Origin of the sequence: Kitasatospora sp. NPDC018619, from assembly GCF_044391605.1 — a bacterium.
Taxonomy (GTDB): domain Bacteria; phylum Actinomycetota; class Actinomycetes; order Streptomycetales; family Streptomycetaceae; genus Kitasatospora.
Genome location: NZ_JBISAI010000027.1, coordinates 69,724 through 90,406, shown reverse-complemented (window position 1 = coordinate 90,406; position 20,683 = coordinate 69,724). Strand labels below are relative to the sequence as shown.

At 73.6% G+C, this 20,683-nt stretch carries 21 protein-coding genes and 4 tRNA genes (1 of these 25 cut by a window edge); 20 read left to right on the top strand and 5 right to left on the bottom strand.

All coding sequences use genetic code 11. The features are described from left to right. The 8 genes from ACH5AR_RS30860 to ACH5AR_RS30825 form a co-directional block, all read left to right on the top strand. Positions 1 to 56: transfer RNA gene (locus tag ACH5AR_RS30860), tRNA-Glu, on the top strand; it begins 117 nt to the left of the window's first position. Between the two features lie 47 nt (positions 57 to 103). Continuing rightward, positions 104 to 176: transfer RNA gene (locus ACH5AR_RS30855), tRNA-Glu, on the top strand. A 46-nt stretch (positions 177 to 222) separates the two neighbouring features. Further along, positions 223 to 295, top strand: a tRNA-Glu gene (locus tag ACH5AR_RS30850). Between the two features lie 49 nt (positions 296 to 344). Then, positions 345 to 419 (top strand) — tRNA-Gln (locus tag ACH5AR_RS30845). A 375-nt stretch (positions 420 to 794) separates the two neighbouring features. Further along, on the top strand, positions 795 to 2,219 hold the full coding sequence (leuC, locus tag ACH5AR_RS30840) for a 3-isopropylmalate dehydratase large subunit (RefSeq protein WP_396304818.1): 1,425 nt from the start codon (positions 795 to 797) through the stop codon (positions 2,217 to 2,219). Positions 2,220 to 2,222: 3 nt separating this feature from the next. Continuing rightward, positions 2,223 to 2,819, top strand: a complete 597-nt coding sequence (leuD, locus tag ACH5AR_RS30835) for a 3-isopropylmalate dehydratase small subunit (RefSeq protein WP_396304817.1) — start codon at positions 2,223 to 2,225, stop codon at positions 2,817 to 2,819. A 182-nt stretch (positions 2,820 to 3,001) separates the two neighbouring features. Further along, the gene (locus ACH5AR_RS30830; RefSeq protein ID WP_396304816.1) at positions 3,002 to 3,349 is read left to right on the top strand and encodes a hypothetical protein; all 348 of its coding nucleotides are present in this window, start codon (positions 3,002 to 3,004) and stop codon (positions 3,347 to 3,349) included. 133 nt (positions 3,350 to 3,482) lie between these two features. After that, positions 3,483 to 4,259 (top strand): HU family DNA-binding protein, encoded by a 777-nt coding sequence (locus tag ACH5AR_RS30825; RefSeq protein ID WP_396304815.1) that lies wholly within the window; start codon positions 3,483 to 3,485, stop codon positions 4,257 to 4,259. Between the two features lie 199 nt (positions 4,260 to 4,458). Here the strand turns inward: ACH5AR_RS30825 and ACH5AR_RS30820 are convergent, their stop codons facing one another. Next, a complete protein-coding gene (locus ACH5AR_RS30820) occupies positions 4,459 to 4,680 on the bottom strand; it encodes a hypothetical protein (RefSeq protein ID WP_189923473.1) in 222 nt (73 codons plus the stop codon). Positions 4,681 to 4,786: 106 nt separating this feature from the next. Then, positions 4,787 to 5,470, bottom strand: coding sequence for a 2-phospho-L-lactate guanylyltransferase (gene cofC / locus ACH5AR_RS30815; RefSeq protein ID WP_396304814.1), 684 nt, complete (start codon positions 5,468 to 5,470; stop codon positions 4,787 to 4,789). Positions 5,471 to 5,698: 228 nt separating this feature from the next. Between cofC and ACH5AR_RS30810 the strand changes: the two genes are divergently transcribed. From ACH5AR_RS30810 to ACH5AR_RS30800, 3 genes are all read left to right on the top strand, one after another. Then, entirely contained in the window at positions 5,699 to 6,529 is an 831-nt protein-coding gene (locus ACH5AR_RS30810) for a lysophospholipid acyltransferase family protein (protein ID WP_396304813.1), read from the top strand. A gap of 14 nt (positions 6,530 to 6,543) precedes the next feature. After that, complete coding sequence (locus ACH5AR_RS30805) at positions 6,544 to 7,527, top strand: NAD(P)H-dependent glycerol-3-phosphate dehydrogenase (protein ID WP_396304824.1); 984 nt, start codon at positions 6,544 to 6,546, stop codon at positions 7,525 to 7,527. A 72-nt stretch (positions 7,528 to 7,599) separates the two neighbouring features. After that, positions 7,600 to 8,745, top strand: coding sequence for a D-alanine--D-alanine ligase family protein (locus ACH5AR_RS30800; RefSeq protein ID WP_396304812.1), 1,146 nt, complete (start codon positions 7,600 to 7,602; stop codon positions 8,743 to 8,745). A 73-nt stretch (positions 8,746 to 8,818) separates the two neighbouring features. Here the strand turns inward: ACH5AR_RS30800 and ACH5AR_RS30795 are convergent, their stop codons facing one another. Then, positions 8,819 to 9,337 carry a DUF3515 family protein gene (locus tag ACH5AR_RS30795; protein WP_396304811.1) on the bottom strand — a complete coding sequence of 173 codons (519 nt, stop codon included), beginning with the start codon at positions 9,335 to 9,337 and terminating at the stop codon, positions 8,819 to 8,821. A 57-nt stretch (positions 9,338 to 9,394) separates the two neighbouring features. Then, on the bottom strand, positions 9,395 to 9,628 hold the full coding sequence (locus ACH5AR_RS30790) for an Lrp/AsnC family transcriptional regulator (protein ID WP_396304810.1): 234 nt from the start codon (positions 9,626 to 9,628) through the stop codon (positions 9,395 to 9,397). 207 nt (positions 9,629 to 9,835) lie between these two features. On the opposite strand from ACH5AR_RS30790, the gene ACH5AR_RS30785 reads away from it, so the two are divergent. The 3 genes from ACH5AR_RS30785 to thiD all read left to right on the top strand — a co-directional run bounded on the left by ACH5AR_RS30785 (position 9,836) and on the right by thiD (position 12,816). Then, positions 9,836 to 10,801, top strand: a complete 966-nt coding sequence (locus ACH5AR_RS30785) for a thiamine-phosphate kinase (RefSeq protein ID WP_396304809.1) — start codon at positions 9,836 to 9,838, stop codon at positions 10,799 to 10,801. 167 nt (positions 10,802 to 10,968) lie between these two features. Next, positions 10,969 to 11,994 (top strand): ATP-dependent 6-phosphofructokinase, encoded by a 1,026-nt coding sequence (locus ACH5AR_RS30780; protein WP_396304808.1) that lies wholly within the window; start codon positions 10,969 to 10,971, stop codon positions 11,992 to 11,994. Positions 11,995 to 12,018: 24 nt separating this feature from the next. Further along, positions 12,019 to 12,816: a bifunctional hydroxymethylpyrimidine kinase/phosphomethylpyrimidine kinase gene (thiD, locus tag ACH5AR_RS30775; protein WP_396304807.1), complete on the top strand. Its 798-nt coding sequence runs from the start codon at positions 12,019 to 12,021 to the stop codon at positions 12,814 to 12,816. A 157-nt stretch (positions 12,817 to 12,973) separates the two neighbouring features. On the opposite strand, the gene rpmB is transcribed toward thiD, so the two are convergent. Beyond that, complete coding sequence (gene rpmB, locus ACH5AR_RS30770) at positions 12,974 to 13,159, bottom strand: 50S ribosomal protein L28 (protein WP_014138233.1); 186 nt, start codon at positions 13,157 to 13,159, stop codon at positions 12,974 to 12,976. 299 nt (positions 13,160 to 13,458) lie between these two features. On the opposite strand from rpmB, the gene ACH5AR_RS30765 reads away from it, so the two are divergent. The 6 genes from ACH5AR_RS30765 (at position 13,459) to ACH5AR_RS30740 (ending at position 20,610) form a co-directional block, all read left to right on the top strand. Continuing rightward, positions 13,459 to 15,090 carry a DAK2 domain-containing protein gene (locus tag ACH5AR_RS30765; protein WP_396304806.1) on the top strand — a complete coding sequence of 544 codons (1,632 nt, stop codon included), beginning with the start codon at positions 13,459 to 13,461 and terminating at the stop codon, positions 15,088 to 15,090. 50 nt (positions 15,091 to 15,140) lie between these two features. Further along, positions 15,141 to 17,357: an ATP-dependent DNA helicase RecG gene (gene recG, locus ACH5AR_RS30760; protein WP_396304805.1), complete on the top strand. Its 2,217-nt coding sequence runs from the start codon at positions 15,141 to 15,143 to the stop codon at positions 17,355 to 17,357. A gap of 105 nt (positions 17,358 to 17,462) precedes the next feature. Then, on the top strand, positions 17,463 to 17,996 hold the full coding sequence (locus tag ACH5AR_RS30755) for a hypothetical protein (RefSeq protein WP_396304804.1): 534 nt from the start codon (positions 17,463 to 17,465) through the stop codon (positions 17,994 to 17,996). A gap of 97 nt (positions 17,997 to 18,093) precedes the next feature. Then, entirely contained in the window at positions 18,094 to 18,675 is a 582-nt protein-coding gene (gene rsmD / locus ACH5AR_RS30750) for a 16S rRNA (guanine(966)-N(2))-methyltransferase RsmD (protein WP_396304803.1), read from the top strand. Between the two features lie 49 nt (positions 18,676 to 18,724). After that, positions 18,725 to 19,216, top strand: coding sequence for a pantetheine-phosphate adenylyltransferase (gene coaD / locus ACH5AR_RS30745; protein WP_396304802.1), 492 nt, complete (start codon positions 18,725 to 18,727; stop codon positions 19,214 to 19,216). Between the two features lie 182 nt (positions 19,217 to 19,398). Next, complete coding sequence (locus ACH5AR_RS30740; protein ID WP_396304801.1) at positions 19,399 to 20,610, top strand: cell division initiation protein; 1,212 nt, start codon at positions 19,399 to 19,401, stop codon at positions 20,608 to 20,610. Positions 20,611 to 20,683 lie beyond the last annotated feature (73 nt).

Genomic DNA, 20,683 nt, shown 5'->3' with positions numbered 1-20,683 from the left:
GCCTAGCACGCTGCCCTCTCACGGCAGTAGCGCCGGTTCGAATCCGGTCGGGGGTACGGATCCCGCAAGGGATCTACCGGTCCCGCGAGGGACCACCTGGAAAGCCCCCGTTGTGTAGCGGCCTAGCACGCTGCCCTCTCACGGCAGTAGCGCCGGTTCGAATCCGGTCGGGGGTACGGATCCCGCAAGGGATCTACCGGTCCCGCGAGGGACCACCAGGAAGCCCCCGTTGTGTAGCGGCCTAGCACGCTGCCCTCTCACGGCAGTAGCGCCGGTTCGAATCCGGTCGGGGGTACTTCAGAGCAGGAAGCCGGTGGGCTCGCCCATCGGCCCTTGCTTTGTGTTGGGGTATGGTGTAATTGGCAGCACGAGTGATTCTGGTTCACTTAGTCTAGGTTCGAGTCCTGGTACCCCAGCCAGAGAATGGAAAAGCCCCGGTTTCCGGGGCTTTTTTGCGTTGTGCGTCGAAAGCTCCCCGCAGGCCCCTCGGAAGGGCCCCGTCCGCGCCGGACGGGGCCCTTCCGGCGTTCCGGGCGGCCGTCGGAGGGCGCCGTCCGGCGCGGACCGGAGGGGGCTCGCCGAGGGTGTCCGGAGGGGGCCCGCCCGGGCCGTCGGGCGGGGCCGGGGATGTCCATGCGCTAAGACCGCGATCTCACTGGGCGAGACACAAGTTCAATCTCCGGCGAAAAGCGCCACCCTGGACGGGAGCGGCCCCGGGAGTCTCAGGGCGGCGCACACGCTTTGACCTCGACGACACGAGAAGGCCGGCAACGCGGCCGGCTGGAGGGAATCCGATGGGACGGACACTCGCAGAGAAGGTCTGGGACGACCACGTCGTGCGGCGCGCGGAGGGCGAACCCGACCTCCTCTTCATCGACCTGCACCTGCTCCACGAGGTCACCAGCCCGCAGGCCTTCGACGGGCTGCGGCTGGCCGGCCGTACCGTCCGCCGGACCGATCTGACGATCGCCACGGAGGACCACAACACCCCCACCCTGGACATCGACAAGCCGATCGCCGACCCGGTCTCCAAGGTGCAGCTGGAGACCCTGCGCCGGAACGCCGCCGAGTTCGGCGTCCGGATCCACTCGCTCGGCGACGTCGAACAGGGCGTCGTGCACGTCGTCGGCCCGCAGCTCGGCCTGACCCAGCCCGGCATGACCGTGGTCTGCGGCGACTCCCACACCTCGACCCACGGCGCCTTCGGCGCGCTGGCGTTCGGCATCGGCACCAGCCAGGTCGAGCACGTGCTGGCCACCCAGACCCTGCCGCTGGCGCCGTTCCGGACCATGGCGGTCACCGTCGAGGGCGAGCTGCCCGAGGGCGTCACCGCCAAGGACCTGATCCTGGCCGTCATCGCGAGGATCGGTACCGGCGGCGGCCAGGGCTACGTCCTGGAGTACCGCGGTTCGGCGATCCGGAGCCTGTCCATGGAGGCCCGGATGACCATCTGCAACATGTCGATCGAGGCCGGCGCCCGGGCCGGCATGATCGCCCCGGACGAGACCACCTTCGCCTACCTGGAAGGCCGCCCGCACGCCCCGCGGGGCGAGGACTGGGACGCCGCCGTCGCGTACTGGAAGACCCTGGGCACCGACGAGGACGCGGTCTTCGACCACGAGATCTTCATCGACGCGAGCGAGCTGACCCCGTTCGTCACCTGGGGCACCAACCCCGGCCAGGGCGCCCCGCTGGGCTCGCACGTGCCGGACCCGGCCTCCTTCGCCGACCCGCAGGAGCGCCTGGCCGCCGAGAACGCCCTGGCGTACATGGGCCTGGCGGCCGGCACCCCGCTGCGCGAGGTGAAGGTCGACGCCGTCTTCGTCGGCTCCTGCACCAACGGCCGGATCGAGGACCTGCGGGCGGCCGCCGCCGTCCTGGAGGGCCGCCGGATCGCCGACGGCGTACGGATGCTGGTCGTCCCCGGGTCCGTCCGGGTCGCGCTCCAGGCCGTCGAGGAGGGGCTGGACAAGGTGTTCACCGCGGCCGGCGCCGAGTGGCGCCACGCGGGCTGCTCGATGTGCCTGGGCATGAACCCCGACCAGCTCGCCCCGGGGGAGCGCTGCGCCTCCACCTCGAACCGCAACTTCGAGGGCCGGCAGGGCAAGGGCGGCCGCACCCACCTGGTCTCCCCGCAGGTCGCCGCGGCGACCGCCGTCCTGGGCCGCCTCGCCGCCCCCTCCGACCTGACCGCCGACGTCGCTGCCGTGGAGGCCTGAGCCATGGAGAAGTTCACCACCCACACCGGCCGGGCCGTCCCGCTGCGCCGCAGCAACGTGGATACCGACCAGATCATCCCCGCCCACTGGCTCAAGAAGGTCACCCGATCCGGTTTCGAGGACGGCCTGTTCGAAGCCTGGCGCAAGGACGAGTCGTTCATCCTCAACCGGCCCGAGCGCCAGGGCGCCACGGTCCTGGTGGCCGGCCCCGAGTTCGGCACCGGCTCCTCCCGGGAGCACGCCGTCTGGGCGCTCCAGAACCACGGCTTCCACGCGGTCATCTCCTCCCGCTTCGCCGACATCTTCCGGGGCAACTCCCTGAAGAACGGCCTGCTGACGGTCGTCCTCCCGCAGGAGACCGTGGAGCGGCTCTGGGTGCTCACGGAGAGTGACCCCTCGGCCGAGATCACCGTCGACCTGGAGGCCCGCGAGGTGCGCGCCGAGGGTGTCACGGCGGCCTTCGAACTGGACGACAACGTCCGGTGGCGGCTGCTCAACGGCCTGGACGACATCAGCATCACCCTGCGGAACGAGGCCGACATCGCGGCCTTCGAAGCGACCCGCCCGGCCTTCAAGCCCCGTACTCTGCCGGTCGCCTGAGTTCCCCTCAGAACAAGCATTCTGACGATCCGCCGGATGGCCCGCGCTCCCCTCGGGGGGGCCGGGCCATCCGTCGTTCCGGAGCACGAGTTAGCGCCGCGGCCCGCCCCGGATTGCCCATTTGGCTTTGCGGGAGAGGGGCCCGCGCAAGTACAACTGCGGGTAGATGGCACAATCAGTACATGCACCGGCACCATGAACCTCCGTACGCGGGCGGCGAACCCGCGGCTGAGGACTCCATGGGCCGGCCATCCGAACGCCGAATTGACGACCGGCCGGACGTCTCCTCCGCACCAGCTGAGGGGCCGGACGACCAGGAAGTCGCAGCGCTCTACGCGCTCGTGGCCGAGCGGTTGAAGCAAGCTCACGCCCGCGTGCATGCGCTGAACGTGTCTGCCGATGCAAAGACCGCTCTCACCCGTCAACTCCTCATCGTCACCGAGACCGCCAAGCGCGATCTGCCGGAGGCGGCAAGGCGGTTGAGTCGCTTTGTACATGACCTCGACGAGGGGCCCCCGCCGCTCGACTGAGGTCGCCGACGCGCAAATCCATTGCGACACTAGGGTGATTCGCGCGTTTGGTAATTGAAAGTCCGCAGATACATACCTAACGTGCGAAAAGAACGGATGGAATCATCCGGCGCCCGTTTCCGAAGGGGAAGACGTGAACAAGGCTCAGCTTGTCGAAGCGGTGGCCGAGCAGCTGGGCGGTCGCAAGGCTGCCGCAGAGGCCGTCGACGCAGTGCTCGACACCATGGTCCGTGCCGTTGTGGCCGGTGACCGGGTCTCGGTCACCGGGTTCGGCACCTTCGAGAAGGTGGAGCGCTCCGCGCGCTTCGCCCGCAACCCGCAGACCGGCGAGCGGGTCAAGGTCAAGAAGACCTCCGTCCCGCGCTTCCGTCCGGGCCAGGGCTTCAAGGACCTGGTCAGCGGCAGCAAGAAGCTGCCGAAGGAGGGCCCCTCGGTGAAGAAGGCCCCCAAGGGCTCCCTCACCCCGGGCAAGAGCGGCGTGGCCGCCACCCCGGCCGCCAAGCGGGCCGCGACCAAGCGCTCCGCCGCCGCTGCCGCCGCCCCGGCCGCCAAGAAGGCCGCCACCAAGAAGACGGCGACCACGGCCGCCGCCAAGAAGGCCGCCCCCACGGCCGCCGCCAAGAAGACCACGGCGACCGCCAAGAAGTCCGCTGCGAAGACCACCGCCGCGAAGACGACCGCCGCGAAGACGACGCCCGCCAAGACCACCGCCGCCAAGAAGACCACGGCGACGGCGACCAAGGCTGCCGCGACCAAGAAGACGGCCGCCGCGAAGAAGGCGACCACCACGGCCGCCGCCAAGAAGACCACGGCCACCGCCAAGAAGGCGGCCGCCACGGCCAAGAAGACGGCGCCGGCGAAGAAGACCGCCACCCGCAAGACCACCGCGCGCAAGACCTCTGCCAAGTAAGTCCCGCGCGACCGTCTTCGGACGGCCTTCGGCCCAGAGCCGCGGCACCCCCTCCCGTGAATTCACGGAACAGGTCGCCGCGGCTCTTTCGATTTCCGGGCGCTTAGTCAGGAATCGACGGCGTGCGTCGGCGCGAGGCGTTCCCGGGCGGCGCGGCGGCGCGGGGACGGGGTGCGCAGAGGGGGCCGGTGCGGGGCGGTCAGCCCTCGGCCGGGTCCGGGAAGGTCTGGAGCGTCACGAAGACCACCCGGCGGGCCTCCCCGGCGCCCTCGGTGCGGATCCGCACCCGCTGCCCGGGGCGCAGCAGCCGCAGGCCGCCGGCGTCGAAGGCGGCCGCGTCGAACGGCACCGGGGTCCCGTCGTCGAGCAGCACGGAGCCGGCCCGGGTGGCGGGGTCGAAGGTGAACGCGGTGGCCTGCATGCGAGCAGCATAGCGAGCGGGCCGGCCCGGGCCCGGGAGCAGGCCGACGCCGCGGAGGACCGGCGTGCGGCCCGGCGTGCGGCCCGGCGCGGGGCCTGGCGCGGCTTCAGGACAGGTTCAGACGGGCGAACAGCGCGCTGGTGTGCGGGCCGAGGCCGAGCGCCGCCGCCTCGCCGAGGTCCGTCCCGGTGTCCACGTCCCGGCGCACCGACTCCACGTCCGCGAGGCGCAGTTCGAGCGCCCCGCCGGCCGCGTGCCGGGCCCGCGAGCTCTCCCCGAACGCCGGGGCGAGCGGGTGGCCCGGGGAGCAGGCGAGCAGGGTGGTGCCGAGGCCGGGGGAGTCCGGCAGGAAGGCCCGGCCGTCCGGCGGGACGGCGCCCAGCACCCGGGCCAGTTCGGCCGGGCGCAGCGCCGGGAGGTCCGCGGAGAGCGCCGCCAACGGCGCCCGCGGGGCGAGCGTCAGGGCTGCCGCGGCGCCGTGCGCCAGCGCCCCGTTCAGGCCGCCGCCGGGCTCGTCGGCGACCACCAGGGCACCGAGCGCGGCCAGCCGGGCACCGGCCGCGGCGTCCGGGGTGACCACCAGCACCCGGCCGACGCCCGGGGTGGACAGCGCGGCGGCGACGGTGTCCAGGGCGAAGGACAGTGCCAGGTCGGCCCGGTGCGGGCCGGCGTACGGGGCCAGTCTGCTCTTCGCCAGGGCCAGCGGCTTGAGCGGGAGCACCAGCGACCAGCCGGCCGTGGGTGCGGGGGGCGCGACGGGCCCACTGGGGCGTACGGTGTCCTGGGTCACCGGCGCCATTGTGGCGCCGGTACCGGAGCCCTCGCCAGGCCGTCCGAGCTGTGCGGACGTGCGTTTGATCACGCCCGCCGGGCGGGTTGGCGCGGCCGCTCGACAGCCGGTGAGCGGGCGGGCGACACTGTTCCGCGCCCGTGGCCCGGGCACCGGCGGAAACGGTGCGCGGCACCGGGACGCCATGACCGCGGTAATCCGTGCCGCGTCGGATGAGAAGGAGCTGGGGTGGCCCGCCGCTCGTACGCCAAGTTCGGCAATGCCGACTACGGCATCTGGTACCGCTTCGCGGCCGTGCTGGTGAAGCCGGTGACGACCGCCCTGGTGAAGCCCGACTGGCGGGGCTGGGAGCACATTCCGAAGACCGGCGGCTTCATCGCCGCGGTGAACCACAATTCGATCATCGACCCGGTGATCTACGCGCACTGGCAGTACAACAGCGGACGCCCGCCGCGCATTCTCGGCAAGTCCTCGCTGTTCTCGATCCCCTTCATCGGATTCATGCTGCGCAAGACCGGCCAGATCCCGGTGTTCCGCGAGTCCACCGACGCCGCGCAGGCGTTCCGGGCCGCGATCGACGCCGTCAACGGCGGCCAGTGCGTGCAGTTCTACCCGGAGGGCACGCTCACCCGGGATCCGGACCTGTGGCCGATGACCGGCAAGAGCGGGGTCGCCCGGGTCGCGCTGATGACCGGCGCGCCGGTCATCCCGGTCGCGCACTGGGGGGCCCACGAGATCATCCCGCCGTACGGCCGGCCGGGTTTCGGCAAGGGCCGGTTCAACCTGTTCCCGCGGCACAGGGTCACCGTGGCGGCCGGGCCGCCGGTGGACCTGAGCCGCTACCGGGGCCAGGAGCTCACCGCGCAGGTGCTCGCCGACGCGACCGAGGACATCATGACGGCGATCACCGCCGTGCTGGCCGAGGTCCGGGGCGAGGAGCCGCCGGCCGAGCGCTACGACATGCGCAAGGCCGCCCGGGCGCGCGCCGCGGCCGCGCTGGCCGAGCGCCGGCGCGCCAAGGGCGAGCAGGGCAAGGGCACCGAGGAGGCCGGCCGGTGACCCGCTGCGCCGTGATGGGGACCGGCTCCTGGGGCACCGCGTTCGCGATGGTGCTCGCCGACGCGGGCTGCGAGGTCGTGCTCTGGGCCCGCCGCCAGGAGCTGGTGGACGCCGTCAACTCCACCCACGAGAACCCGGACTACCTGCCGGGCGTCCGGCTGCCGGACACCGTGCGGGCCACCACCGACGCCGCCGAGGCGCTGGCCGGCGCCGACTTCGCGGTGCTGGTGGTGCCCTCGCAGACGCTGCGCGACAACCTGGCGGCCTGGACGCCGCTGATCGAGCCGCAGACCGTGCTGGTGAGCCTGATGAAGGGCATCGAACTCGGCACCGCCAAGCGGATGAGCGAGGTGATCGACGAGGTCACCGGGGTCGGTCCGGCGCGCGTCGCGGTGGTCAGCGGGCCCAACCTGGCCAAGGAGATCGCCAACCGGCAGCCGGCCGCCAGCGTGGTCGCCTGCTCCGACGAGGCGGTCGCCAAGCGGCTCCAGGCGGCCTGCCACACGCCGTACTTCCGGCCGTACACCAACACCGACGTGGTGGGCTGCGAGCTCGGCGGCGCGGTCAAGAACGTGATCGGCCTGGCGGTCGGCATGGCGGCCGGCATGGGGCTGGGCGACAACACCAAGGCGACGCTGATCACCCGCGGGCTGGCCGAGACCACCCGGCTCGGCGAGGTGCTGGGCGCGGACCCGCACACCTTCGCCGGCCTCGCCGGGATGGGCGACCTGGTGGCCACCTGCTCCTCGCCGCTGTCGCGCAACAACACCTTCGGCATGAACCTGGGCCGGGGCATGTCGCTGGAGGAGACCATCGCGGCCACCCGGCAGACCGCCGAGGGCGTCAAGTCCTGCGAGTCGGTGCTGGACCTGGCCCGGCGCAGCGGGGTCGACATGCCGATCGTGGAGGCCGTGGTGGACGTGGTGCACAACGGGCGGCCGACCCAGGAGGCGCTCCGGGCGCTGATGTCGCGTTCGGCGAAGGCGGAGCGGCGCTGAGCACCGCGGTGCCGCCCGCGGCGGTGCCGCTCGCCGTCCGGCGGGGCCTCGCACGGTAGTCTCAAGCCCGATATGAGCATCGAACAGTCCTCCCCGAACCGGCCCGACCGGAAGCCGCGCGTCGCGCTGGTCTTCGGCGGGCGCAGCTCCGAGCACGCGATCTCGGTCTCCACCGCGGGCAGCGTGCTCAGGGCGATCGACCGCGACAAGTACGACGTGCTGCCGATCGGCATCACGCACGAGGGCCGCTGGGCGCTGACCAGCGACGAGCCGGCCCGGATGGCCATCGCCGACGGGCGGCTGCCGGACGTGGCGCACGTCGCCGAGGGCGTGGACGGCCAGGTCGCGCTGCCGGTCGCCCCGGGCAGCCGCGAGGTGCTCCTGACCGAGCCGGGCAGCGCCCCCAAGGCGCTCGGCGAGGTCGACGTGGTGTTCCCGCTGCTGCACGGCCCGTGGGGCGAGGACGGCACGCTCCAGGGCCTGCTGGAGCTCTCCGGCGTCCCGTACGTGGGCAACGGCGTGCTGGCGAGCGCGGCCGGCATGGACAAGGAGTTCGCCAAGCGGATCCTGGCCTCGCACGGCCTGGAGGTCGGCCGCTACACCATCGTGCGGCCGCGCGAGTGGGAGTCCGAGGAGGGCCGCGCGGCCGTCCGCGAGCGGGCCGCCGAGCTGGGCCTGCCGGTGTTCGTGAAGCCCTGCCGGGCCGGTTCCAGCATCGGCATCACCAAGGTGAAGGACCCCGCCGACCTCGACGCCGCGATCGAGGAGGCCCGCCGGCACGACCCGAAGCTGATCATCGAGGCGGGCGTCACCGGCCGCGAGATCGAGTGCGGCGTGCTGGAGTTCGAGGACGGCCCGCGGGCGAGCGTGGCCGGCGAGATCCTGGTCGGCGAGGGCTTCGACTTCTACGACTTCGAGGCCAAGTACATCGACTCCTCGGACGTGCGGATCCCGGCGGACCTGACCGCCGACGAGCTCGCGGAGATCCAGCGCCAGGCGGTCGAGGCCTTCGAGGCGCTCGGCTGCGAGGGCCTGGCCCGGGTGGACTTCTTCCTGCTGGAGGACGGCACCTGGATGATCAACGAGATCAACACCATGCCCGGCTTCACCCCGATCTCGGCCTACCCGAAGATGTGGGAGGCCAGCGGGGTCCCGTACCCGGAGCTGATCGACCGGCTGCTCGGCACGGCGCTGCGGCGTTCGACCGGGCTGCGCTGACACCGGGGCCGGGGGCGGGCCGGGAGCTTCCCGGCCCGCCCCGCGGCCGGCTCCCGCGGCCCGTGCGGGCGGCTCAGCCCGGGACGGTGGCCCTGACCGCGCCGCTCAGGGCGGCCGCCGGGTCGAAGGGGTTGCGCGCGGCCCCCTCCGGGACGGTCACCTCGACGTAGGCGGCGCGCATGGTCGTCACGAAGCGGTAGCCGCCGCCGGGGAGCTTCTGCGACCACCAGGTGACGTCGTCGACGCTCGGGGACCAGTCCGCGGCGTGGTCGCCGTCCAGCTCCTCCGGCCGGTCGATGCCGCAGCGCAGCACCGTCCGGGGCGACTCGCCCCAGGCGGCCACGTACGGCGAGGCGGGTGACGGGTCCCGGCGGCCCCTGCCGAGCAGCTCGGCGGGCAGCGCGGCGGCGAGCGAGCGGCAGTACTCGGCGGCCCGGCCGGTCGGCCGCGGGACCTCGACCTTCGGGTCGGCCGGGCCCCAGCTGCCCACCAGCACCACGACCGTGCAGGCCAGGGCGACGGGCAGGGCCAGCCAGCGGACCGGGGCCGGCAGGGCGGTCAGCGCCTCGGGGACGCGCAGTTCTCTGGCCACCCGCCGATGGTAACCGGGGCCCCGGCGCCCGGGACGTGCCGGTGGACCCGGCTCCCGCTACAGGTGCACCACCGGACAGGTGAGGGTGCGGGTGATGCCCTCGACCTTCTGGACCCGGGCGACCACCATGCGGCCCAGCTCGTCCACCGTCTCGGCCTCGGCCTTGACGATCACGTCGTACGGACCGGTGACGTCCTCGGCGGTCAGCACGCCGGGGACCTCGGAGATGGTCCGGGCCACCGCGGTGGCCTTCCCAACCTCGGTCTGGATCAGGATGTATGCCTGTACCACGGGGACCTCCCGGCGGCCGGTAGAGGGGGATCGCCGCCGTGATCGCCCGGTCAGGCGCGTGGGTGGATGGGCTCACCGGCAGTCTGATCACCACGCTACCGCGCTGCGGGCCGGGGAGGGGAGACCCCGGGCCCCCGGAAGGGCGTACGCTGCGCGCGGGGGAGCGCGACGGGGACCGAACCGGATGGAAACGCGAGAGGACGGCAGATGCAGGGGACCGTGGGCGAGCTCGGCGAGTTCGGCCTCATCAGGGAGCTGACCGCCCGGGTGCCGCTCACCGATGCCGTCGACCTCGGTCCGGGGGACGACGCCGCGGTGGTGCGGGCTCCGGACGGCCGGGTGGTGGCGACCACGGACGTCCTGATCGAGAACCGGCACTTCCGCCGGGACTGGTCCACCGCCTACGACGTGGGCCGCAAGGCCGCCGCCCAGAACCTCGCCGACGTGGCCGCGATGGGGGCGGTGCCCACCGCCATCCTGCTCGGCCTGGTCGCCCCCGCCGACCTGCCGACCACCTGGGCCACCGAGTTGATGGACGGGCTGCGCGACGAGTGCCAGGTGGCCGGGGCGACGGTGGTTGGCGGCGACGTGGTGCGCGGGGACACCGTGACGCTGGCCATCACGGCGCTCGGCGACCTCCAGGGGCGTGCGGCGGTGACCCGCGCCGGCGCGCAGGTCGGCGACCTGGTCGCGGTCTGCGGCTGGCTCGGCTGGTCGGCGGCCGGTCTCACCGTGCTCCAGCGCGGCTTCCGCTCCCCGCGGGCCTTCGTCGAGGCGCACCGCCGGCCCGAACCGCCGTACCACGCCGGCCCGGCGGCGGCCGACCTGGGCGCGACCGCGATGGTCGACGTCAGCGACGGGCTGGTCGCCGACCTCGGCCACGTGGCCCGGGCCAGCGAGGTGGACATCGACCTCAGGGCCGCCGACTTCGACGTCCCGGCGCAGATGGCCGACATCGGCCAGGCGGTCGGGGTGGACCCGCTGGTCTGGGTGCTCTCCGGCGGCGAGGACCACGCGATCGTGGCGACCTTCCCGCGCGGGGTCCAACTCCCCTCCCGCTGGCGGGTGGTGGGTGAGGTGACCGGCCGTCCGACGGGCAGCCGCAGCGGCCGGGTGACGGTGGACGGCGCCCCCTGGGACCGGGTCGGCGGCTGGGACCACTTCGCCGAGTAGGCGGATCGGGGTGCCGCACGCGCCGATCCCCGTGCGGGGGACGGCGCGTGACGCTCCGGTGTGCGGGGGACGGGCTTCGCGGGTGCGTTGTGCGTAGGCTTGCGGCATCCCAGCCCGCCCGCCCGGCGCGGGTGGTCCGAACCACGGCGAGCGGGAGCACCCCAGACATGCGCATCGGTGTCCTGACCAGCGGCGGCGACTGCCCCGGCCTCAACGCGGTGATCCGCTCGGTGGTGCACCGGGGCACCGACGTCCACGGCGACGAGATCGTCGGCATCCTGGACGGCTTCCTCGGGCTGATCGAGGGCCGCACCAGGACGGTCACCCACGACGACGTCACCGGCCTGCTCACCCTCGGCGGCACCGTGCTGGGCTCGGCCCGGGTGCGCCGGGACCGGATCGCCTGGGCGGTGGAGAACGCCCGGACGCTGGCCCGGCAGATCGGCATCGACGCGCTGATCGCGATCGGCGGCGAGGGGACGCTGACCGCCGCCAAGCTGTTCAGCGACGCCGGACTGCCCGTGGTCGGGGTGCCGAAGACCATCGACAACGACATCGACGCCACCGACGTGACCTTCGGCTTCGACACCGCGGTGCACGTCGCGACCGAGGCGATCGACCGGCTGAAGACCACCGCCGAGTCCCACCAGCGCGTCATGGTCGTCGAGTTGATGGGCCGGCACACCGGCTGGATCACCCTGACCGCCGGCATGGCGGGCGGCGCGCACGGCATCCTGATCCCGGAGAGGCCCTTCGACATCGAGGCGGTGGCCCGGATAATCGAGGACCGCTTCGCGCGCGGCAAGAAGTTCGCCATCATCGCCGTCGCCGAGGGCGCCACCCCGGTGCCCGGCACCATGCGCTTCGACCACGGCGAGGTCGACCAGTACGGCCACCGGACCTTCGGCGGGATCGGCAACCGGCTCGCCCACGAGCTGGAGGACCTGCTCGGCAAGGAGGCCCGCCCGGTCATCCTCGGCCACGTCCAGCGCGGCGGCACCCCGACCGCCCGGGACCGGGTGCTGGCCACCCGGTTCGGCTGGCACGCGGTGGAGGCCGTCCACCGGGGCGCGTTCGGGCACTTCACCGCGCTGCGCCGGACCGGCATCGAACTGCTGCCGATCGGCGACGCGGTGACCCGGCTGAAGACGGTGCCGCAGGAGCGCTGGGCGGAGTCCGAGGCGGTGCTCTGAGCGCGCGCGGGTAGGTTGGGGGCCATGTCCTCCACCGCACCTCCCCGCGTGCTCACCGTCGCCGGCTCCGACTCCGGCGGCGGCGCCGGCATCCAGGCCGACCTCAAGGCGATGCTCGCCCTCGGCGTCCACGGCATGAGCGTGATCACCGCCGTCACCGCACAGAACTCCCTCGGCGTCCAGGGCTACTGGGAACTGCCCGCCGAAGCCGTCCGGGCGCAGTTCCGCAGTGTGGTGGACGACATCGGGGTGCAGGCCGTGAAGACCGGCATGCTCGCCTCGGTGGAACTGGTCGAGACCGTCGCCGGGCTGCTGGCCGGGGTGGACGCCCCGGTGGTGGTCGACCCGGTCGGCGTCTCCAAGCACGGGGACGCGCTGCTGGCCGCCGAGGCCGTCGCCACCGTCCGCGAGAAGCTGCTGCCGGTCGCCACCCTGGCCACCCCCAACCTGCACGAGGTGACCCAGCTCACCGGGCGGACCGTCGAGGACGAGTCGCAGATGCTGGACGCCGCCCGGGCGCTGGTCGACCTCGGGCCGCGCTGGGCGCTGGTCAAGGGCGGCCACCTGCCGGGCGAGGCCGCCGACCTGCTGTACGGCGGGCCGGACGAGGTGCACTGGTTCCGGGCGCCGCGCCACGACAACCGCCACACCCACGGCACCGGCTGCACCCTGGCCAGCGCGATCGCGGCCGGCCTGGCCAAGGGCGAGCCGCTGCCGCGGGCGGTGGCCTCGGCCAAGGAGTACGTCACCGGCGCGATCGCCGCAGGCTTCGCCCTGGGCGCCGGCATCGGCCCGGTCGACCACGCCTGGCGCCGGCGCTGAGCACGCCCGGGGAAAACAGTGGTGGGCGGCCTCCCGCAAGGGAGCCCGCCCACCACTGGTGAGTCCGGAAAACGGCGTCGCCGGCCACGGAAACAGCGAAGCCGGCTCATCCGAGGATGAACCGGCTCACTGGAGGACCGGCTTGCCGGTCTGCGCGTCAGCGCGAGACCTTACCGGCCTTGATGCACGAGGTGCAGACGTTGAGCCGCTTCGGCGTCCGCCCAATCACAGCGCGCACCGTCTGGATGTTGGGGTTCCAACGACGGGGGGTACGGCGGTGAGAGTGGGAGATGCTGTTGCCGAAGCCCGGCCCCTTGCCGCAGACGTCGCAGTTGGCAGCCACAGGAGTCACTCCAAGACTTCAGATCAGATACTTTCGAAAACCCCGCTCAACCACCAGAACACTCGCGTGAACCAGACCGGACAAGGGGGTGAGCCTGGACGGTTCCAGGCAACCGGAAGAGCATACAACGCTTGCTTCCGTCCCACGAAACTACCATGACCGGCCGAGTGATCGCTCCGGCCGCCGGGACGGGAAGGGGCGCCCCGCCCCCGATAACCTGCCGGTATCACCCCACGCCGCCGCCCGGCACGCGCCACCGCCCTCGGGCCGTCGCCGGCGTTCCCATCCGGAGGAGACTGGTGCTGCACACGCTCGACGCCCCGGCCGTGCGCACCTGGTGCCAGCTCGCCCTGCGCGCGCTCGGCCAGGCCCGCGAGGAGATCGACGCCCTCAACGTCTACCCCGTTCCGGACGGCGACACCGGCACCAACCTCTACCTGACCGTCGAGTCCGCCGCCGCCGAGGTGGAGAGCCGCTTCGCCGACCCGGCCCTCGACCCGGCCCCCGGGCTGGCCGACACCGTCCGGGCGATGGCCCGCGGCGCGCTGCTCGGCGCCCGCGGCAACTCCGGGGTGATCCTCGCCCAGTGGCTGCGCGGCACCGCCGAGACGCTGGCCGAGGGCGGCGGCGCCGAACAGCTGCGGGCCGCCCTGCAACGGGCCGCCGACTCCGCCTACCAGGCCGTCGCGGAGCCCGTCGAGGGCACCCTGCTGACCGTCGCCAGGGTCGCCGCCCGGGAGGCCGTCCGGGCCGGGGACGGGCTCGCGCAGGTCGCCGACACCGCCTACCGCGCCGCCCGGGACGCGCTGCGCCACACCCCCGAGCAGCTCGCCGTGCTCGCCGAGAACGGCGTGGTGGACGCCGGCGGGCGCGGCCTGGTGGCCGTGCTGGGCGCGCTCGCCGACGCCGTCGCCGGGCAGCAGCCGATGGGACCGGTCGCGCTGCGCGGGGACGTCCGGGCCGCCCAGAGCTGCGAGACCCACCTCAGGCCGCCCGGCCCCGGCCACCCCGCCTTCGAGGTCATCTACCTGCTGGACGCCCCCGACGAGGCGCTGCCCGCGCTGCGCGAGCGGCTCGGCCGGCTCGGCGACTCGCTGGTGATCGGCGGCGGCGACGGCCTGTGGAACGTGCACGTCCACGTGGACGACGCGGGCGCCGCGGTGGAGGCCGGGGTGCGCGCCGGGCGCCCGCACCAGATCCGGATCACCCACTTCGCCGAGGCCGCCGCCCGCTCCGGCACCGCCGCCGAGGCCGGCGAACGCGAGGAGCGGGCCCGCGCGGTGCTCTCGGTGGTCTCCGGCGAGGGCCTGGCCGAACTCTGCGAGCAGGCCGGCGCCGTCGTCCTGCACGCCGACCCGGACCGCCCGCCGGCCAGCGCCGAGCTCGCCGCCGCGGTGCGCCGCTCGGCCGCCCGCGAGGTCGTCCTGCTGCTCAACGACCCCGAGCTGCGCGCCGCCGCCGGGGCCGCCGCCGACCAGCTGCGCGAGGAGGGGGTGCGGATCGCCGTGCTGCCCACCCGCTCGCCGGTGCAGGGGCTGGCCGCGCTCGCGGTGCACGAGGGCGGCCGCCGCTTCGACGAGGACGTCGTCGCCATGACCTCCGCCGCCGGGGCCACCCGCTACGCCGAGCTGGCCGTCGCGGAGGGGGAGTCCTGGACGATGGCAGGGGTCTGCCAGGCCGGGGACGTGCTCGGGCTGATCGACGGCGACGTCGCGGTGATCGGCGCCGGCCTGGCCGAGGTCGGCGAGAGCGTGCTGGACCGGATGCTCGGGGCCGGCGGCGAACTCGTCACCCTGGTCCTCGGCGAGGGCGCCGACGAGGCCCTCGCGGAACGGCTGGTCGCCCACGTCCGGCACCGGCGGCCGGAGGTGGACGCGGTGGTCTTCCACGGCGGCCAGGAGCCGGCGCCGCTGCTCATCGGGGTGGAGTAGGGGCACGTCCGGGCCCGTTCTGTCGGTCCGGTGGTGTAAACAGGGCGCTGATGGGCGCTCTCGATGAACCACTGACCAAGCTCGTCGGCGACCGCACCGCGAAGGTGCTCGCCGACAGCCTCAAGCTGCGCACGGTCGGGGACCTGCTGCACCACTACCCGCGCCGCTACGTCGAGCGCGGCCAGCTCACCAGCCTGGACGAGCTGGAGGTCGACGAGCACGTCACCGTGCTGGCCCGGATCGAGAAGGTCACCCTGATCCCGTTCCGCGGCCGCAAGGGCGACCGGCTGGAGGTGGTCGTCACCGACGGCCGCAGCCGGCTCTCCCTGGTCTTCTTCAACCAGGGCTGGCGGCAGAAGGAGCTCAGGGCCGGTGCCCAGGGCCTGTTCGCCGGCAAGGTCGGCGTCTTCAACCGCACCCGCCAGCTGGTCTCGCCGGACTACCAGCTGCTCGACGAGGACGCCGGCTCGGACGCCGCGAAGCAGTTCGCCGGCCGGCTCATCCCGGTGTACGGCGCCAGCGCCCAGATGCCCAGCTGGAAGCTGTCGATCTGCATCGAGACGGCGCTCACCAAGCACCTCGGCGACGTCGGCGAGCCGCTGCCCGCCGAGCTGCGCGAGCGGCACGACCTGGTCCCGCTGCCCGAGGCGCTGGAGCTGATCCACCGCCCGCGCAACCACGCCGACCGCGAACGCGCCCAGAGCCGGCTGCGCTGGGACGAGGCCTTCGTGCTCCAGGTCGCCCTGGCGCAGCGCCGGGCCGCCGACTCCGCCCTGCCCGCCAAGCCGCGCCGGGCCCGCGAGGGCGGCCTGCTGGACGCCTTCGACGCCCGGCTGCCGTTCACCCTCACCGAGGGCCAGCGGAAGGTCTCCGCCGAGATCGCCGCCGACCTCGCCACCGAGCACCCGATGCACCGGCTGCTCCAGGGCGAGGTCGGCTCGGGCAAGACGCTGGTCGCGCTGCGCGCCATGCTCGCCGTGGTGGACGCGGGCGGCCAGGCGGTGCTGCTGGCGCCCACCGAGGTGCTCGCCCAGCAGCACCACCGCTCGATCGTCGAGATGATGGGGGACCTCGCCGAGGGCGGCCTGCTCGGCGGCTCCGACCTCGGCACCCGGGTGGTGCTGCTGACCGGCTCGACGAGCGCCGCCGCCCGCCGCCAGGCGCTGCTCGACATGGCCTGCGGGGACGCCGGGCTCGCCATCGGCACCCACGCGCTGATCGAGGACAAGGTGCAGTTCCAGGACCTCGGCCTGGTCGTGGTGGACGAGCAGCACCGCTTCGGCGTCGAGCAGCGGGACGCGCTGCGCGCCAAGGGCGAACAGCCGCCGCACCTGCTGGTGATGACCGCCACGCCGATCCCGCGCACCGTCGCGATGACGGTCTTCGGGGACCTGGAGACGTCCGTCCTGGACCAGCTGCCGGCCGGCCGCTCGCCGATCTCCACCCACGTCGTCCCGGCGCTGGAGAAGCCCAACTTCCTCACCCGGGCCTGGGAGCGGGTCCGCGAGGAGGTCGCCAAGGGCCACCAGGCGTACGTGGTCTGCCCCCGGATCGGGGACGAGGAGCCGGCCGCCGCCGGGAAGAAGCGCCGCCGGGCCGCCGAGGAGGACTTCGAGGAGGTCGCCGACGCGGGCGCCGCGAGCGACGAGCGGCGGCCGCCGCTCTCGGTGGTGGAGACGGCCGAGAAGCTGGCGAAGGGCCCGCTGGCCGGCCTGCGGGTGGAGGTCCTGCACGGGCGGCTCGCGCCGGAGGCCAAGGACGAGGTGATGCGCCGGTTCGCGGCCGGCGAGGTGGACGTGCTGGTCGCCACCACGGTGATCGAGGTCGGCGTCAACGTCCCCAACTCCACCGCGATGGTCATCATGGACGCCGACCGCTTCGGCGTCTCCCAGCTCCACCAGCTGCGCGGCCGGGTCGGCCGCGGCAGCGCGCCCGGCCTGTGTCTGCTGGTCAGCGAGATGCCCGCGGGCAGCGCCGCGCGGGCCCGGCTGGAGGCGGTGGCGGGCACCCTGGACGGCTTCGAGCTGTCCCGGATCGACCTCGAACAGCGCCGCGAGGGCGACGTGCTGGGCCAGGCCCAGTCCGGGGTGAAGTCCTCGCTCAAGGTGCTCTCGGTGCTGGAGGACGAGGAGGTCATCCTCACCGCCCGCACCGAGGCCACCCGGCTGGTCGCCGAGGACCCCCGGCTGGCCGCCCACCCGGAGCTGCGCACCGCACTGGAGAGCCTGCTCGACGAGGACCGCGCGGCCTACATGGAGAAGGGCTGAGCGGCCCCTCGGCCGGGCCGGACTGTCAGACCCCAGGGAGAGAATGAAGGTGTTCAGGGCGCACCCCCAAGGTGCGTTCCTGGCACGACACTTGGGGGTCCTGCCATGGCATTCCGTCATCTCAACGAGCTCCCGCTGGGCGACAAGGTCTTCCGGATCGAACTCGCCAGCGACGACGACCGCGAGGTCACCCTCACCCTGACCGGCTGGCGCGAGGGGGCGGCCGCCGAGCCGCTCGCCTCGGGCCGGCTGCGCCTGCCGGTCGAGGACGTCGCCTCGCTGCGGATCGCGCTCAACCGCGCGCTGCGGGCGCTGGCGATCGTCGCCGACGTCTCCGAGCCCATCCCCGACCGCGACGTGCTGCGCGAGCTGTACCCCGGCCACGGCGCCCCCTGGGTGCCGCAGCACGAGGAGGAGCTGGTCCGGCGCTTCCACGACGGCGAGACCGTCGCCCGGATCGCCGCCCGCTTCGGCCGCACGCCCGACTCCGTCCGCACCAAGCTGCGCGAGCTCGGGCACGACCCGCGCCGCCCCGAGTACTGCCCGCCCGACGGCTGCCTGTCCTGGTCCCGCTACGCCTCGCCGGCCCTGCTCGGCTCGGGCGTCCCGGCCCAGCAGGCGGGCTCCGAGGCGAGCTGACCACCCGGGTGCGCGATCGTGGCCCCCGCCGGGAGGACCGGCGGGGGCCACGGCCGTATAGCGTGGTCGGGCAGCGACGAAAGGACTCTTCACCACCATGACCCGCGTGATCGCCGGGGCGGCCGGCGGCCGCCGGCTGGCCGTACCGCCCGGCCGGGGCACCCGCCCGACCTCCGACAAGGCCCGCGAGGCGATGTTCTCCACCCTGGAGGCGCTGCGCGGCACCCTGCACGGGGCCCGGATGCTGGACCTGTTCGGCGGATCGGGCGCGGTCGGGCTGGAGGCGCTGTCGCGCGGCGCCGAGCACGTCCTGCTGGTCGAGGCGGACGCCCAGGCGGCCCGGGTGATCCGGGAGAACGTCCGGGCGATCGGCCTGCCGGGGGCCGAGGTGCGGGCCGCCAGGGCGGAGAAGGTGATCGCGGGCCCGCCCCCGCCGAGCCCGTACGACCTGGCCTTCCTCGACCCGCCGTACGCGGTGACGGACGAGGAGCTCCGGGAGATGCTGATCACACTCCGGGCCGGGGGCTGGTTCGCGCCGGACGCACTCGTCACCGTGGAGCGCAGCACCCGGGGCGGCGGGTTCGCCTGGCCCGAGGGCTTCGAGGAGCTGCGCTCCCGCCGCTACGGCGAGGGCACGCTCTGGTACGGTCGCGCCGCCGAGGCCGAGGAGCAGGAGTAGCGGGCCGCGGCCCGCAGCAGCCGTCACCCCACGAGGGAGCACACACGCCATGCGCCGAGCCGTCTGTCCCGGTTCGTTCGACCCGATCACCAACGGCCACCTCGACATCATCGAGCGCGCCTCGAAGCTGTACGACGCGGTGCATGTCGCGGTCCTGATCAACCGGAACAAGCAGGGCATGTTCAGCGTCGAGGAGCGGATCGGCCTGATCGAGGAGGTCACCGCCGGCTTCGGGAACGTGGTGGTCGAGTCGCACCACGGCCTGCTGGTGGACTTCTGCCGGGAGCGCGGCATCCCCGCGATCATCAAGGGGCTGCGCGCGGTCAGCGACTTCGACTACGAGCTCCAGATGGCCCAGATGAACCACGGGCTGACCGGGGTGGAGACGCTGTTCGTGCCGACCTCGCCGACGTACAGCTTCCTCTCCTCGACGCTGGTCAAGGAGGTCGCCTCGTACGGCGGCGACGTCTCGCACCTGCTGCCGCAGACGGTGCACCGCCGGCTGGTCGAGCGGATCGCGGAGCGCAGGGCCGAGCAGTAGCCGCCCGTCCGGTTCTGCCGGTTCGTCACGTCATGTCCGTTTCCACCGGCGGCGGTTCGGCTCGGGTGTTGTGACCCCGCGGGGCAGTGGCCGTACAGTCAGTACTCCTGCCCCGCGGTGAGGTCCACCGCTCGGGCCTGCCTCCGCCGGACCGTCGGCGGCACACGGAAAGACGGAGCCCCGTGGACGTGCAGAACAAGGTCGACGAGATCGTGGCGGCGGTCGAGAACGCCCGCTCGATGCCGATGTCGGCCTCCTGCGTGGTGAACCGGGCCGAGCTGATCGGCCTGCTCAACGACCTCAGGTCGGCCCTGCCCGCCGAACTCGCCCAGGCCCAGTCGGTGATGGCCGACCACGAGCAGATGGTGGCCGGCGCCCAGGCCGAGGCCGACCGGATCATCCAGGGCGCGCACGCCGAGCGCGGCTCGCTGATCTCGGACACCGAGGTGGTCCGCCAGGCCCAGGCCGAGGCCGACCGGATCCTCGCCGAGGCGCGGGCCGAGGTCGACGCCAAGCGGGCCGAGGCCGACGACTACGTGGACAGCAAGCTCGCCAACTTCGAGGTCGTGCTGACCAAGACGCTGGGCGCCGTCGGCCGCGGCCGGAACAAGCTGCGCGGCGACTCCGGCGTCTTCGAGACCGAGCCGGACGGCGAGGGCGACGGCGAGGAGTTCCGCCCGCAGCGGATCAGCCCGAGCCCCGAGGTCGACGAGTACGTCGACGTGAAGCTCGCCACCCTGGAGAACGTGCTCAGCGCCACCCTGGAAGCGGTCGGCAAGGGCCGGGACAAGCTGCTCGGCAAGCGGCCGATCGACGAGCTGGGCGCCTACCTGGCCGCGGCCGACCAGGCCCAGCAGGCCAAGGAGCGGGCCGAGGCGGTGGCGGCGGGCTTCGCCCACGACCCCGAGGGCGACGACATCGCCTGGTACCGCGAGGACGTCCCGCAGCAGCAGACCTGGCCGGAGCAGACCCCGGCCGCGGCCGGCTGGCAGGCCCCGGGCGGCGAGCAGTACGCGACCGCCCCGCAGCCGGGCGCGCAGTACGCCGAGGTGTACGGCGGCGGCTACGACCCGGCCGGCCAGGGGGATCCGTACCACGCCCAGTGGGGCCAGCAGCAGGGCGGTTACCAGCAGCAGGGCTACCCGGACCAGCAGCAGGACGGCTGGGGGCACCCCGGGCCGGCGGCCGCGGAAGGCTACCCCCAGCAGCAGCCGGGCTACGGCGCGCAGCCGTACGACGGCTACGCCTACCCCCAGCAGCCCGCCGCCCCGCCGGCCGTCCCGCACCAGCAGCAGGGCCACGGCCAGCAGCAGGGGCAGGGGCTGGACGAGACCAGCTTCTTCGACACCAGCATGATCGACATGACCAGGCTGCGGGAGCTCGGCGGCCGCTGACGGGCTCGTCGCGGAGTCTCCTGACGGGACCGAAGTTGGGCCTGGCGGGAGACTCCGGTAGTCTGACCACTCC

Excerpts from the sequence above, each read along its gene's own strand:
- leuC (WP_396304818.1), top strand. The coding sequence starts at position 795 with ATGGGACGGACACTCGCAGAGAAGGTCTGGGACGACCACGTCGTGCGG.
- leuD (WP_396304817.1), top strand. The coding sequence starts at position 2,223 with ATGGAGAAGTTCACCACCCACACCGGCCGGGCCGTCCCGCTGCGCCGC.
- ACH5AR_RS30830 (WP_396304816.1), top strand. The coding sequence starts at position 3,002 with ATGCACCGGCACCATGAACCTCCGTACGCGGGCGGCGAACCCGCGGCT.
- ACH5AR_RS30820 (WP_189923473.1), bottom strand. The coding sequence starts at position 4,680 with ATGCAGGCCACCGCGTTCACCTTCGACCCCGCCACCCGGGCCGGCTCC.
- ACH5AR_RS30805 (WP_396304824.1), top strand. The coding sequence starts at position 6,544 with ATGGGGACCGGCTCCTGGGGCACCGCGTTCGCGATGGTGCTCGCCGAC.
- ACH5AR_RS30800 (WP_396304812.1), top strand. The coding sequence starts at position 7,600 with ATGAGCATCGAACAGTCCTCCCCGAACCGGCCCGACCGGAAGCCGCGC.
- ACH5AR_RS30785 (WP_396304809.1), top strand. The coding sequence starts at position 9,836 with ATGCAGGGGACCGTGGGCGAGCTCGGCGAGTTCGGCCTCATCAGGGAG.
- ACH5AR_RS30780 (WP_396304808.1), top strand. The coding sequence starts at position 10,969 with ATGCGCATCGGTGTCCTGACCAGCGGCGGCGACTGCCCCGGCCTCAAC.
- thiD (WP_396304807.1), top strand. The coding sequence starts at position 12,019 with ATGTCCTCCACCGCACCTCCCCGCGTGCTCACCGTCGCCGGCTCCGAC.
- recG (WP_396304805.1), top strand. The coding sequence starts at position 15,141 with ATGGGCGCTCTCGATGAACCACTGACCAAGCTCGTCGGCGACCGCACC.
- ACH5AR_RS30755 (WP_396304804.1), top strand. The coding sequence starts at position 17,463 with ATGGCATTCCGTCATCTCAACGAGCTCCCGCTGGGCGACAAGGTCTTC.
- rsmD (WP_396304803.1), top strand. The coding sequence starts at position 18,094 with ATGACCCGCGTGATCGCCGGGGCGGCCGGCGGCCGCCGGCTGGCCGTA.
- coaD (WP_396304802.1), top strand. The coding sequence starts at position 18,725 with ATGCGCCGAGCCGTCTGTCCCGGTTCGTTCGACCCGATCACCAACGGC.